Below are 14,718 nucleotides of genomic sequence, written 5' to 3'. Positions count from 1 at the left end.
CTCCGCAAATAAAAACTTTGATAACCGATTTTACTTCGAGCCATAATATAGATTTGATAAACAAAACATCCTTTATGATAGACAATTAACTCATGAACGGATTATATACTACTGTGATGGGCTAATAACTTTATATTAGTAAAAAAACGGCAAAATGTCTGCAACAGCCAAAACCGAAAAAAGATTAAGAGAGGGATTTGTAGGGCAGAAAATGATCGTGTTACCACCTAATGTAAAACGCGTTCCGTTAACCAATAAATTGATAAGGCAAACCTATGTTACCGCTATCGGCTTCTATCCCCATGCAGCCTTTCATGACCGGGAACGAAAAGCTGGTTGCTGTGAGTATATCTTTTTATACTGCGTTGCCGGAAGAGGAACTGTAACTATGAAAGGAAAAACATCAAACTTGAATCCTAATGAATTCGTTTTTCTTCCCAAGAACGTACCTCATCAATACAGCAGTTCAAGTGAAGATCCGTGGTCAATATATTGGATGCACATTGCTGGAGAAAATTCAGAACTTTTATACTCCAGATATCTTGACCTAAAGTCGGAACCGGCATCTATAGCTTATGAAGAGGACAACATTAACACCTTCAATGATATTTTCTCTCTGCTTGAACACAGTTTTGAAGAAAAAAATCTCGAGCTCGTTAGCTTGAAATTACAGAATTTTATTTCGAAGTTCCTGTACCCAGAACAGCTAAGACCCACAAACTACGAAGGCGATAAAATATCTCGTTCTATAGCCTTTATGAAAAAAAATCTGAATTTTAACGCTTCTATAGAAGAGCTAGCGAAGCAACAAAATTTATCCGTTACTCATTATTCTCGAATGTTTCGAGCGAAAACCGGCATCTCCCCTAATCGATATTTTAACGAATTGAAAATTCAGGAATCATGCCAGCACCTGTACTTTACGAACAGAAGTATTAAAGAAATTTGCTTTGAACTGGGCTTTCAGGACCCTTATTATTTCTCGCGGTTATTTAAAAAGTTAATGGGTGTTTCACCGGCAAACTACAAGAGCAAATACAAGAAAAAACAGTAACACCAGCTGCAAGTCAAAACCTGCTCGACGTAAAAATGCTACCGGTCCACTTCGTTTCCACTTTTATATCCTCGCCTTTACCGTTAGTGGTTATAGAACCCGGTAGTTGCACGCTCTCGTAGCTTTTAGCATTATACCATTTCTCTTTTACACCAATGTCAAACGGATCTTCCTTAAACTCCCAAGTTCCTGAAAGCTCTAGCCTGCCATCCTCGTTAGAACTATTAATGAAGCCCCTACTACAAGAGACTACCGCTGAGGCAACTATAACAGAATTGCTATACTTGTTTTCATCCATTTAAAATTTGATGATAGTTTTATATTCGGGAACAAACTTTACGTTGTTAATCTTTAGAAGAGACTTGCTATCTCCGAAATTCGGAACCGTTGCCGGGTCCAAATCTTTTAAATAGCTTGCTCCTTTATATATCGGACGAAAATAAAACACCATATCCCGCGATGGCGTGTTTGTTAAAAACTTTTTTAAGCCGATATTCCAAACAGTACCTTTAAAAAATTCATCAGTTACCAGTTCATTATCCATAAAACCCATCGCGGTATCACCTGTATAGTCAATATTCAGGAAAATATCGTTTATCCCAACGGTTAAATCTGGCAATTTAATTTCAAATTTCTTTTGCCCAAAAGTGGTCATCTGAACCGGATAGGTGATAGAGGGGAAGAATATTGAGTAAGCTGAAAAAGATTTATTTGACGTGCTTGGGCTAAGCTTTCCGTTAGAAGCGTAAGGGTTGGAGGACAGCTTTGGAAATACCTCGAAACTTACTGTCGTGCTTGCGTTGCTTAACAGTGTAAGTTTATCCTCTTCCGCAATCACCAATCCGTCAGACAAAACAAGTTTGCGCTCGCCTTTAATTGTCACTTGATACGCTTTTAAGGCTTCCTCTTTGTTAAGTACCAACACTTTAATCTCTTTATTACCTTTAACTAGCGAAAATTCGCTACGATCGGCTAGGCAAGCAACTAACTTTCCCTGCCCGCTGTTTTTTATATTGACAGCATTTATACGTTTAATAGAATAGCCGCTTCCCGAAAAAAGAAACTCAGGACGAATTCCTTTAGGTGCAAAAAATACGTAATAAGGATTTTTTGAGCCTCCCTTTGTTAATAGCTGGGCGGTAGCATACTGCAGGTTTATTCCTTCGATATTTAAATTAAATGGAAAAATAACATTTTCGTCTTGTGCCAATTCAAACGAACCTGTTTCCGGAAGATTTATTTGACCGTTTGACGTTTTGATAGAAAAACGAAGGTTTTTTTTAACAGTCATTAGCGTATCGTCCTGAAAGTTATTGACAAACAGAAATCCAGATTTACCGTCGCTCCGAACAGCATAGCGGAGGTCTGTAACGTTTTCTGGTATTAAAGAGACCGCGTTGGCCGGAAGAATAGTTTTCATGGGCGCAAGTTTATCGCCAAAATCATTCAAAAAGTAATGGAGTAATTTTAGCCGCTGATAACCTTCGCGCACCTGCCCGAATTCTCCTATAGGCGCCTGAAAATCATATGAAATTTTAGGCAACCCATAAGCCTCATCGCTAAAGAAATAAGCGCCTTTGTGCGGAGTTGAACCTCCGTGGTACATATAATATCCAATTCCATTTGCGCCACTCCCTAAACAACGGTTTATCATTGCGTCAAAACTTTTATGTACAACTAAAGGACGGCGGGTGTAAACCGTCATAATGCCGGAGCCGAGTTCAGCGGGAAACACGGGGTAATCTTCAGGCTTATACCGTACCGGGGCATAATCCGGGCTTTTGTGCATGTCTTTAAATAGGAAAAATGGCGAAATATCTTTTTTTGGAGTCCAGAAAGGATAGGCATAAGCAGCGGTTACGGGGATGCTTTCGTTTGGCACTATTGCAGCATTTCCCCAGCCCGTCGCGGTGTAAAGCGGTGTAACCATACCTGCTTTAACAGCCAACTGCTTAAGAATTTTCATATGGTCATTTCCAAGCTTAGCATATGGGTTATTCAATCTTGACACACCAACGCCTTCTTGAGTTAAGGCCTGATCGCGTTCATGGGCAGTGAAATCATGAGGTTGTCCAGGATAAGTGAGGCTCCAGGGCGATGCAGAGTGCTGATACTCGTTTTCTATCTGAATACCAACTATATTGCCCCCGTCTTTAAAATACAGTCCATGTATCTGCTCTCCTATCTGGTCATAAAATTTTTCTACATAAGAGAGATACAGCGGATCATTGGATCGGATATTGAGTGGTTTGGCCAGCAGCCAATCTGGAAGCCCTCCATTCCTAATCTCTCCGTGAGCGAAAGGACCTATCCTTACAATAACTTTTAAATCGTTTTTTGCGCAGAGCTCAACAAATTTCCGGAGGTCATTGTCTCCTGACCAGTCAAACTTTCCTTCGTGTTGCTCATGAATATTCCAGAATACATAAGTCGCAATGATATTAATGCCGCCCGTTTTGATTTTTTTTAATGATTCGTCCCAATACCTTTGAGGGTAACGGCAATAATGAAACTCTGCGGTGATAGGTATCCACGGCTTCCCGTTAAGTTCAACATAGTGATTGTTAACTGAAATCGATTGGCCATCAGGGCCTGCTCCGCCAAGCTTCAAATGTTCATATCGGGGTTTTTCCGGAATTGTCGATGCGTCGATGGAATAGACTGTTTGCGCGTTAACTAGATAGACCAGACTCGATAGGATTGTAGTAAACAGTGCGTGCAACTTCATAAATAGGAATAATTGGATTAGTTTAGGTTCTAGCTCGGATACCTTGACCGTAAACTTACCTTAGTGCACGCTCATATAAAATGGACTATCTTACCAAAATAGTGGAAATTATTACCACCCATCATTAACTTTCTCATTATTGATGGACTATGCAATCCAACTACCTACCTGTATTTTTACTCTTCGCTGCTAACAACAGTCTTCCTAATTCCAACAAACACAGCTTTCATTTCAGGATTTGTTGTTTTAACTAGATTTAACTTCATCATCATGTTTAATTTTCAATACATTTTATCTTGGCCAAGTAATAAGCGTTCCATACCCCCGCCCTTAACCATTTCTTAACAGCAAGCTCACACAAATTTCATCGCGCCCTAACAAACAGCTAATAACTCCCTAATACTTTTGCAACAATCAAAATATGCAGAAGTGAAATATAACTTTTTTAAATTACTGCTGATCAACCTAATACTAGGTGGATTTGCAAACACATTGTACGCGCAGCAAAGTGCCTTAGTAGGCAAAGTGGTAGATAAAGCCAGTGGCGAAACTTTAATTGGTTTGAGCGTTGGCATTGAGGGCAGCCAAAAAGGTGCGGCTACAGATTTAAACGGGAGTTATGTGATTGCCAATTTAACGCCCGGAAAATACAGCGTAACATTTAGGTATTTGGGTTACCAAACCCTTACCGTTGATGATATTGTGATTAAACCGGGAGCACCCACCAACCTAAACGTAAGCATGGAAGAAGCTAAACAGCAAGCCCTGCAAGAGGTGGTGGTGAAGGCCAGTTTCCGCTCGGCATCCGTTGGCGCCCTGTATGCGCAACAAAAAAACAACATCAGCATTTCTAGCGGTATTGCCGCAGATGTAATTAAACAATCGCCGGATAAAAACACCTCTGAGGTGATGAAAAGAATAAGCGGGGCGTCCGTGCAAGACAATAAATTCATCGTTGTGCGCGGCTTGTCGGACCGTTACAACACCGCCATGCTAAATAATTCTGTGTTGCCAAACACAGAGGTGGACCGCAAAGCATTTTCATTCGACATCATACCATCTCATTTAATTGACGCGATTACGGTTAATAAAACTGCTTCGGCGGATTTGCCGGGCGATTTTTCTGGAGGTGCAGTGCAAGTAAACACCAAAGATTTTCCGGAAGCTAAAATGTTGAACCTAAGCATAGGAACATCTTTCAACAGTCAGTCTACTTTTAAAGATTTTCTTGGGCCAATGAGCGTGAACAAAACACTCTTGGGGTCGTACAACAGCAACCGCGACTTGCCTGCAAACTTCCCGTCAAAAGCGGCTTATCTGGCTTTGCCTGCCCAAAGCAACCAGCGCTTTGCTATTTCTAAAAGCTTAGCTAACAACTGGGGCTACCAGCAACGGACCGCAGGCTTAGGGCCAAACTTCCAGGCCAACTTTGGAAACAGTAAGATTTTTGAAAACGACCATAAACTAGGAACTGTTTTATCACTTTCTTACCGATACGATGAGCGCCTAAAAGACGTGGACCAAATTGCGTATGCAGGGCAAAACGTAGGCGACCGATTTAACGACCAAATTTACAGCTACAACACCAATATTGGCGGTTTAGCCAACTTTGCCTACGCTTTTGGGAATAACAAACTCAGCTTTAAAAACATATATAACCGAGTTTTGGAAAGCAAATTTACCAACCGAAATGGCATAGATGAAAGCAACGAGGCATTTAACAGAACAGCCGATTATTTGTTGCAACGTACTTTAGTGAGCACCCAAATTGGCGGCGAACATTTAATAGCTGAGCGCCACAAAAGCACTGCAGATTGGACGTTAAGCTACGCCAACAGCAACAGAAAAGAACCCGGGTTTAAAAGGATGGAGTATTCGCAAGGCGTGGCATCTGTACCTAGCGGCTCATCGGATCCGAGATTGGCCGGTAATTTTTCATCCGCGCTAAGCGAAAACGTGTACGGCGCGGGCACCAACCTCACCTTCCCCACCCAATTTTTTGGCAAAAGCAACAAACTAAAATTTGGTTACCTAGGGCAGTACAAACAACGCGACTTTAATGCGCGCGTAATCGGCTTTATCAGAGACCAGCAATTTAACAATGCCAGCGCATTAAGCTTATCACAAAACCTAATCTTTGCGCCAGAAAATATCCGCCCGGGAGGTTTTGTGTTAGATGAAATTACAAACGGCAGCGATGCTTATGAGGCCAATGCTTTATCAAATGCTGCTTACGCGATGTTCGACGGATTTGTAGCCGAAAAACTTCGCATTGGAGCGGGCGCCAGAGTGGAGCATTACCAACAGCGCCTTACCAGCGCGGATAATGCTTATGCACCGATAAAAGTGGATACCAGCTATTTAAACCTATTGCCTTCTATTAACGCGATATATAATTTAACCGACAAAAGCAGTTTGCGCGCTTCGGCATCACGCACTTTGGGCCGGCCAGAGTTTAGAGAAATTGCACCATTCGCTTTTTACGATTTCAACAAAAACGTATCCGTACAAGGAAACCCTAAACTGCAACAATCTAGCACCTACAACTTTGATATCGGCTTTGCAAACTACCCTGCAACGGGCGAAGTTTTTGCGGTTTCGGCTTTCTTCAAAAGTTTTGATTCGCCAATTGAACAGGCTTTACAGCTAGGCACTAGCGGAAGAACCTTAGGTTATACCAATGCCAAATCAGCTACCTTGTTTGGTATAGAGGCAGAAGTACGCAAATCGCTAAAGTTTATTGATGAAAAGCTGAGCAACTTCATGTTCAGCGCAAATGGCTCTTTCATCCACTCGGAAGTTTTGGTTTCTAAACTGGTAAATAAAAACGGTTACCGACCATTGCAAGGCCAATCGCCTTACCTCATTAACGCCGGTTTGCAGTATTTACAGTCCGGCAAAAACGGTTTCGGCTTAAGCTTGCTTTATAACCGTATTGGCAAACGTATCTGGGCTGTGGGCAATGTGCAAGACGCCGACATTTACGAGCATCCGCGCAACGTACTGGATTTACAGCTTTCTAAAAAGATTGCTAAATCAAAAGCCGAACTCAAAATCAACTACAGCGACATCTTAAACAACAAAGGCATTTTTTATCAAGACGCTAACCAAAACGGCCGATACGATGCAAAGCTTGACCATATTAACATTGCCGAGCGTTACGGATCAAGCGTTTCCATCAGCTTAAGCTACAGCATTAGATAATTAACAATTGCTTAACAAAAAACTGGTTTTCATTTAATTAAAAGCTAACAGCAGGCTAACAAAGGCCATCTATTTTTACAAAAAAAAACAACATGAAAGATTTAAAAAAGACATTACTACTGGCGTCAGTTATCGGGTTAACAGGTTTTACCGCCTGCAAGAAAAACGGCGAAGAAGCCATTACACCAATCCCGACAGATAACACAGAAACATTAGCCAACTCATTTTTCGAAAAAGTAAGCTACAAAGGCGCATTTGGCACTACGGACTGGTCCGCCGGATGGGCAAATTATAACCCACAAAGCACCAACTATCCTTCAACTACGGCGACTTTATCTGGCAAAATCACCACCAATACCACTTTAGATGCCTCAAAGGTTTATTTGTTGTCCGGTTTTGTATATGTACAAAATGGCGCAACCCTAACCATCCCGGCGGGTACGGTTATCCGGGGCGATAAAACCACAAAAGCAACTTTAATTGTTACACAAGGCTCAAAAATTATGGCCGAAGGTACAGCAGCAAAGCCGATTGTTTTTACTTCAAACCTTGCCAGCGGATCTCGTGCACCGGGCGATTGGGGAGGCATCATCATCTTAGGAAAAGCGCCAAATAATATTCCCGGCGGCGTTGGCACCATTGAAGGCGGCGTGAATAACGAAGAAAATGCGGGCGCACATGGCGGAACTATTGCCGATGATAACTCGGGCGTATTGAAGTATGTACGTGTAGAGTTTCCGGGAATTGCATTCCAGCCAAACAACGAGATTAACGGTGTAACTTTTGGCTCTGTAGGTACAGGAACCACGGTAGATTATGTACAGGTTTCTTACTGTGGCGATGATTCTTTTGAGTGGTTTGGCGGCACCGTAAATGCGAAGCACCTCATTTCGATTGCCAATGTTGACGATGCTTTCGATTTTGATAACGGCTATCAAGGCAAATTGCAGTTCTGCGTTGCTCAAAGAGACCCCAAGTTAGCCGACCAAGCAGGTCAATCTAACGGCATCGAATCAGACAACTCTGAAACGGTGTTTAACTCGAGTCCAAGAACACGTCCGATCATCTCCAATATGACAATTGTAGGCCCGGTTGCCAGCGCAAGTGTTCTAAGTAGCGTTGATGCTAAACACGAGCACGCCAATTTATGGAGACGCGGCAGTAAAATGGTTTTAGGGAACTCGGTATTTATAGGATTTAAATATGGTTTAAACGTGCGCGATTTAGAAACCGGCGAAGCTTTAACAGACGGCACCTCGGTAATCAGCAACAACATTTACCAATCTTATATAGCAAATATGGATGTGATTGTTTCTGGCTCTAAACCGGCTTTTGCTTCGGTAGATTTGTTGAAAAGCTATTTAAGCACTAAGGGCAATACCATCATGGACGAAGACGGAGCGCAAAACCTGCTTAATAACCCGTTTAACTTAACAGCACCAAATTTCACGTTAAAAACCGGATCGCTTGCGGCCAGCGGTGCAAAATTCCAATAAAATAATCGTAATGAAAAACAAGACGTGGAAAGCGGTGTACACGTAAGTTTGGGAAAACAAAACGGCGTTCTTTACAAAGAGCGCCGTTTTTTTATAGATTAAAAGACCTTTATCAATTAGTTTCTAAAGGTTTTATCAAACCTTTTGCAGAGGTTATCTCCATATTTATAGAACCCACAATTACCTCGGCCTGTGCTTTTACGGGTATACGGTTAGCGTCGTCACTTATCCAAAGAAAAATACGGCTGTCTTTACGGAAAACACGCCCCGGCCTGATAGACGGGCTAAACTTTAAACATCTAATCCGCCCCAACTCCGTTTTGATGGTTTCTTTTCCGAAATACTCAATGGTAAGTGGGGTAACCTCATCATCCAAAAAATAATGGATGGTTATTTTATCCCCTACCTTAATGCCGCTCAAATCTAAATTACGGGTAAAATAGTAAGCACTTACCAAATCGAATGTTTGACTTACCGGCGATTTAAAAGTTCCCTTTTTGGCGACAATCTTTCTTTCGCTTTGGTAAAAACGGGCTTTATCATTCCGCCGGTATTTGTTTTCGCGGATGTTTTCTGTGTAAAGGAAGGGGCTGTAATTATCTTGGTCTATATAAGAATCGTAGCGGTTGCGCACCTTGTAAAAAATATCGAAAGAGCCAGATGTGCTACCCTGTGCCATCAAATGGTAAGTGGGCTTTCCGTCAAACTTAATGTCCGTAGCCAAAACCTGCAATTTGGCCTCCGCTGCAGTCAAAAAGCCATACTTTAATTTATAGGTTAGCGTTTCGCCCGCTTTAAAAGCAGATTTGTTCATATAATCCAAGCCTTGCGCAAACAGGTTAGCGCAACTGAGCATGGAAACAATTAATAACAACGTGTACTTCTTCATAGATTTAGCGGAACGCAAAAGTTGAACCATTTTAATCTTTGCGCTTGAAGATAGGAACGGTAGAACAAGGTTCTCCGTACATCACACTTTTTGCAATTTGGGTTAATTTACCTGTAATTGACATGTAAGCCGATGTTGGCACCGCTATATCCCCACAGCCCTTAACAACCAATCGCTGGTCTTTGTATTTATCTAAAGGGAGTTTTTCCAACGCTAGTAAGTAAAGCGCAGTTTCTAAAGCCTCCAAATCGCCAAAAATGTAAAAATTAGCAAACGGCTCCAATTTAGAAGCAATCAGCATGTAAGCCCAAGTTGGCACAATAGCATCAGCTGTGCAAGTAACTGCTACATTTTTCCCTTGGTACTGTGCCCAATCATGTTGTTTCACAAATTCCCTAAAGTCTTTCTCGCGCAATATCAGCCCTTGGAACAGGTTATCTTTAATATCATAAAGCACGCGTTCGCCCGGATGGCGCAATTCTGCCAAATCAAAAGTTATCAGGCCACTCATGGCCACCTTATTCACTATATTCTCTTGTATTTCCATAGCATTCTAAAACAAAAAAGCCGAGCATCATCAAACGCCCGGCTTCAAAGTTAAGTATTATTAATGCTTAGTAGAACTTAGCACGGTAATCTTTCACCTTTGCTTTTTTACGCAAAACCTCAAACACGGCCGCATCAACCTGTTGGCTCATAGCTTGTTGAACCTGTTCTTTAATACGCAAAGCATTGGTCATAGGTGCTGGGTTAGTAAAACTTTTTACAGTAAATACATAAACACCACGCTCGCCGTCAATTGCTTTTGAAAGTTTGTTAGGCTGTGAACCGAAGATGGTACCAATTACCTTATTCTCTTGCGCCACACCTGGGATAACCGGATTAGCAAAAACCACATTCTCTACCGGCGTAACCGTTGTACCTGTTTTCTGAGCAACTTGCGCTAAAGAGTTAGCACCGTTCAATGCTTTGTCAAAACTTGCTTTTAAAACTTTGGCTTGCACCGCGCGTTTCACGTCTGGCTCAATCTGAGTTTTCACATCTTCTAAAGATAAAGTACCTTCTGGCTTAATAGCAGTTACTACCGCTACTACATATTTATCGCCGATATCGAAAATCTCGTTAGAAACATCCCCTTTTTCTGCTTTGTAAACCCATCTTACCAAAGAACGGGCGTCATCCAAACCAGGCAATGAAGATTGTAAAGGCGTAACATCTGCACCTACCAGCTTATTTAAACCTTGTTTTTGCGCAGTTTCTTCAAAAGACTTAAAGTCTGACACGTCGCTTAAGAAACTTTGTGCTTTTTGATAAGCGGCTTGCTCCGTTGCCGAGCTAGGCAATAAGCCTTTATCAACAACCGCTACTTTAACCACTTTTGATGATCCAATTTGCTTTTCGATGTTGATTACGTGTACACCAAACTGGGTTTGTACTACCATAGTTTGACCTACAGAACCGTTGAACACCGCATCTTCAAAAGCCGGCATGGCACCTCTAGAGAAAGTACCTAAATCGCCACCTTTATCTTTTGAACCGTCTGTACCGTATTGCGCGGCTAACTTTCCAAAATCAGCACCGCCTTGGATTAACTTTTTCAAAGAATCAGCTTTAGCTAAAGCTTTGTCCATACCGCCTTCTTGCGCGGGATTTAACAAAATATGGCGTGCTTTAACAGAATCCGGACTCACACGGGCATCTAACAACTTCGCCACTTTAAAAGATCCGTTAGAGAAATAAGGTCCGTAAACAAAACCTTTGCTTGCGTTAAACATTACAGAATCTAAAGCAGGCTCTAACTGTCCTTTTTTCTCGTAAGTGAAAGGTGCTTTAGTATCTGCGTTGATGGCTACAAAAAGCGAATCGTTTGTTGATGCGCGGAAACCTTCTGCAATTTTTTCAATTTTTGCTTTGGCATCTAAAGTATCTTGCTTTGATGGCGCAGCGTTAAAAGCTACATATTCAAAAGTGCGCGTTTCTGTCGGGTTTTTGAACTTGTATTTGTTCTGCTCGTAATATTCTTTATAATCTGCATCGGTAACTTTTACTTCGGCATCTGGCACGCTTGCGTAATCTTTATACACATACTCAAAGTTTACCAACTTGTTCTTATTGGTATAATCATCTTTCGCATCAAGCGAGTTTACGTAAATACCGTTCTTTACTAAATTGATGTACTTTTCGCTTTCGCGTTGCTGTTGCACGCTTTCTTCTAATGCAATCCACTGCGCTTTTAGTTGAGGATCTGCATCAGCGCTTTTTCTGGAGTTTATCGCAGTTGCGCGATCAAAAACGCCAGTTTGCGGATTAGAGAAAATCTGTTGTACCTGCGGCGACGGATTATCAAACAATAAATCAAACAATTCTGACTCTCCAACGGCAATGCCTAAATCTTCGGTCTGTTTTTTTAAAATGATGCCCGAAACGGTTTGGTTCCAAGTGTTTTCTACCACGTAAGCAGTCATCTGGGCGTTTAAGCTTCCCATCTGCTGTTTAAACTGTTGCGAGTTTTGCTCAACCCGCTCGTTAAATTCTTTGTAAGAAATTGACTCGCCAGCAACCTTACCTACTTCGCTTTGCGAATCGGCAATAAAGCCCTGCCCACTTCTAATCGCATCACTTAATAAAAATGCAACAATTGCGACACCGATAGCAACCACTATAATAATCCCTGCTCGGTTGCGCAAAAAACCCATTATACCCATATCTTGTATATAGCTTATTTTTAGAGGGCGCAAGATACAAATTTAACTAGTAAAGCCTAAAAATAATTTTCTTTATATCTACCAATTAACTAGGCAATTATAAACACAAAGCCCATTTGTTACAGATAATGTTTCTATAAAAAAGCATTATTATAACTTTGCAGCCTATGGTGGATATTTTACTGAAAAAAGGAAAAGAAAAAGCTGTTTTACAACGTCATCCCTGGATTTTTTCTGGTGCGATAGATAAAATAAAGGGCAAAACTGCAAATGGAGATTTGGTTTGCGTACGTTCTGCAAAACACGATTTTTTAGCTTACGGGTTTTATAATGCCGAATCTCGGGTGGCGCTACGCTTGTTAAGCTGGGACCAAAGCCAACTGCCCAACGAAGACTGGTTGCGTCAAAAAATTGGGACTGCCGTAAAAAACCGTGCGCATTTGCTTTCAGCAGCAAACAATACCTGCCGCTTAATTTTTAGCGAATCTGACTTTTTACCGGGCTTAATTGTGGACCAATTTGCAGATTACCTATCTGTGCAAATACTAACCACCGGCATGGATCGCTTAAAACCGATAATTATTGATGAATTACAAAAACAAACCGGCGCCAAAGGTATTTTTGATAAAAGTGATAACAGCGCCCGTGCACACGATGGATTAGAGGATGCAAAAGGTTTGCTTTGGGGACAAATGCCTCCGGAATTTGTAGAGGTAAAAGAAAACGGAATTGTTTACCGCATTAACATTGCAGACGGACAAAAGTCGGGTTTTTATTGCGATCAAAGAGTTAACCGCGAGGTGGTTGCCAGATATGCGAAAGATAAATCTGTGCTTGATTGTTTTTGTTACAGTGGCGGTTTTACGTTAAACGCGTTTGCGCAGGGCGCTAAAGCGGTTACCTCGGTAGATAGCTCAGCTTTAGCTATCGAAACCTTAAAGCAGAACATGGCGCTAAACAATTTTGATACAAATGCCCACCAGGCCATCCAAAACGATGTGAACAAACAGTTGCGTACTTTTAAAGAAGACGGAAAAACGTTTGATTTAATTGTGCTGGATCCTCCAAAATATGCACCATCGCGCTCTGCACTGGACCGCGCGGCCCGCGCCTATAAAGACTTGAACCGCCTAGGGATGCAATTGCTAGAAAAAGGCGGTTTATTGGCGACGTTTAGCTGTTCTGGCGCGGTAGATATCGAAACTTTTAAACAGATTATTGCCTGGGCAGCTTTGGATGCGGATAAGGAAGTTCAAATTATCCACCAGTTTACCCAGCCAGAAGACCACCCGCTACGCAGTTCGTTTCCGGAAGGTGAATATTTAAAAGGCTTATTGTGCCGGATATGTTAAGGCTCTTCTGATAGCTTCAGCTTGCCCAAAACTGCTTTCATTTTATCTGCCAACTGCGAATGTACGCCTGTAAGCTGAGCTAGTAGTTGTTTTAGTTGTTGAGGATGGATAGGCAGGCTAAGATAATGCAACTTATTCGCCTTGAAGGTTTGAAGGCTTGCCTCGTCTTTGGTTAAAAAAACCAGCGTAGGTTGCTTCGTTAGCTTAGCTAAGAAATTATTGGTTGCCAATTCACCGGCCTGCGTTTCTAGAAATAACAGGTTTGGCTCAAGCTGGTTTATATGTTCAATGGCATCTTTTTGATGTTCAAAAGCATCAATTACTTGCACAGTCTCGGTTTTAAGCATCGCCGTTAACTCGTCCTTCAACTTTGAATTTGCTATAATTACGCCCTTTAGTTTCTCCATTATTTATCTGTTTCTTTTAACCAATTTAACAAATCGGGATGTTTAAAGCGGTAACCTGTTTTCAAAATCTTATCTGAAGAAATAATTTTGAATTCCAGCTTCTCTCGGATGAAGCTTGGCGAAATCCCGCCGTATTTTTGCGTTGCCAAAGTATAAAATGTTTCCTTATCGGGATGCGATGGTGCAACAGCGTTAAAGGTTTGGCCCCACAAATTGTTATTAATGATTTTATCGATAATCCCGATACAATCATCCAGATGAATCAAATTAACTGGTGCTAAACCGTTGGCAACCGCTGTTTTTCCGTTAAAAAACCGTCCCGGATGCCGTTGCACATTAATTAGTCCACCAAAACGGACAACAGTACACTGAACGTTTGGCAGTTGATTAAAAACCTGTTCGGCTGCCATCATGCGCTTTCCAGAGTTGCTATCGGCGAAAGCCAAACTTTCCTCTGTATGAACGGTGCAGTTATCAGCATAAACACTGGTTGAAGAGATGAACATTACTTTTTTAACCAAAGATTGGCGCAATGCAGTAGCCAACACTTCCATTTTTTCTTGATAAGTAGATGCCTCGCTTTCCGGCCTCCCGGGCGGAACATTAACGATAAGCACATCCGCTTCTAAAAAAGATCTTAAATTCTCCGGTGCATCCATCGCGCCTAAATTTATTAGAAAGGGTTGGATTCCGTTTTCACCTAAGTGGCTCAGCTTTTCGTGACGGGTAGTACTGCCGTTAACTAGCCACCCTGCGTTTACAAAACTTTGGGCTAAGGGTAAACCCAGCCAACCGCAGCCAAGTATGGCTAATTTATTTTTTTTTGAATTTGGCATCCGGGCAAAATAAACATCTTTTTTTGGCATTTTGTTTGTATTGTTGC

General features: G+C 41.7%; 11 protein-coding genes. 4 read left to right on the top strand and 7 right to left on the bottom strand.

The window, feature by feature from the left end; translation table 11 throughout:
• Positions 1–154 precede the first annotated feature (154 nt).
• A complete protein-coding gene (locus BCY91_RS03390; protein ID WP_120180619.1) occupies positions 155–1,054 on the top strand; it encodes an AraC family transcriptional regulator in 900 nt (299 codons plus the stop codon).
• Between the two features lie 13 nt (positions 1,055–1,067).
• Here the strand turns inward: BCY91_RS03390 and BCY91_RS03385 are convergent, their stop codons facing one another.
• Both BCY91_RS03385 and BCY91_RS03380 read right to left on the bottom strand, forming a co-directional pair.
• Complete coding sequence (locus BCY91_RS03385; RefSeq protein ID WP_120180618.1) at positions 1,068–1,352, bottom strand: hypothetical protein; 285 nt, start codon at positions 1,350–1,352, stop codon at positions 1,068–1,070.
• The gene (locus BCY91_RS03380) at positions 1,353–3,782 is read right to left on the bottom strand and encodes a beta-galactosidase (RefSeq protein WP_120180617.1); all 2,430 of its coding nucleotides are present in this window, start codon (positions 3,780–3,782) and stop codon (positions 1,353–1,355) included. It abuts the gene before it with no gap.
• Between the two features lie 429 nt (positions 3,783–4,211).
• Between BCY91_RS03380 and BCY91_RS03375 the strand changes: the two genes are divergently transcribed.
• Positions 4,212–6,986 (top strand): TonB-dependent receptor, encoded by a 2,775-nt coding sequence (locus BCY91_RS03375; protein WP_147387899.1) that lies wholly within the window; start codon positions 4,212–4,214, stop codon positions 6,984–6,986.
• Positions 6,987–7,078: 92 nt separating this feature from the next.
• Positions 7,079–8,482 carry a hypothetical protein gene (locus tag BCY91_RS03370; RefSeq protein WP_120180615.1) on the top strand — a complete coding sequence of 468 codons (1,404 nt, stop codon included), beginning with the start codon at positions 7,079–7,081 and terminating at the stop codon, positions 8,480–8,482.
• 112 nt (positions 8,483–8,594) lie between these two features.
• Here BCY91_RS03370 and BCY91_RS03365 read toward each other — a convergent pair whose 3' ends face one another.
• From BCY91_RS03365 to BCY91_RS03355, 3 genes are all read right to left on the bottom strand, one after another.
• Complete coding sequence (locus BCY91_RS03365) at positions 8,595–9,371, bottom strand: DUF3108 domain-containing protein (protein ID WP_120180614.1); 777 nt, start codon at positions 9,369–9,371, stop codon at positions 8,595–8,597.
• Positions 9,372–9,402: 31 nt separating this feature from the next.
• The gene (locus tag BCY91_RS03360) at positions 9,403–9,918 is read right to left on the bottom strand and encodes a DUF2480 family protein (protein ID WP_120180613.1); all 516 of its coding nucleotides are present in this window, start codon (positions 9,916–9,918) and stop codon (positions 9,403–9,405) included.
• 67 nt (positions 9,919–9,985) lie between these two features.
• A complete protein-coding gene (locus BCY91_RS03355) occupies positions 9,986–12,109 on the bottom strand; it encodes a peptidylprolyl isomerase (protein ID WP_449421214.1) in 2,124 nt (707 codons plus the stop codon).
• Positions 12,110–12,243: 134 nt separating this feature from the next.
• Between BCY91_RS03355 and BCY91_RS03350 the strand changes: the two genes are divergently transcribed.
• Positions 12,244–13,428, top strand: a complete 1,185-nt coding sequence (locus tag BCY91_RS03350; RefSeq protein ID WP_120180611.1) for a class I SAM-dependent rRNA methyltransferase — start codon at positions 12,244–12,246, stop codon at positions 13,426–13,428.
• Here the strand turns inward: BCY91_RS03350 and BCY91_RS03345 are convergent.
• Both BCY91_RS03345 and BCY91_RS03340 read right to left on the bottom strand, forming a co-directional pair.
• Positions 13,425–13,835, bottom strand: coding sequence for a response regulator (locus tag BCY91_RS03345; RefSeq protein ID WP_120180610.1), 411 nt, complete (start codon positions 13,833–13,835; stop codon positions 13,425–13,427). The two genes, BCY91_RS03350 and BCY91_RS03345, sit on opposite strands and share 4 nt — an antisense overlap.
• Positions 13,835–14,701, bottom strand: a complete 867-nt coding sequence (locus BCY91_RS03340) for an SDR family oxidoreductase (protein WP_147387898.1) — start codon at positions 14,699–14,701, stop codon at positions 13,835–13,837. Before BCY91_RS03340 ends, BCY91_RS03345 begins: the two co-directional genes overlap by 1 nt.
• Positions 14,702–14,718 lie beyond the last annotated feature (17 nt).

This window comes from Pelobium manganitolerans (assembly GCF_003609575.1).
Classification (GTDB): Bacteria; Bacteroidota; Bacteroidia; order Sphingobacteriales; family Sphingobacteriaceae; genus Pseudopedobacter; species Pseudopedobacter manganitolerans.
The sequence above is the reverse complement of the archived record's forward strand: the minus strand, read 5'-3'. Positions and strand labels throughout refer to the sequence as shown.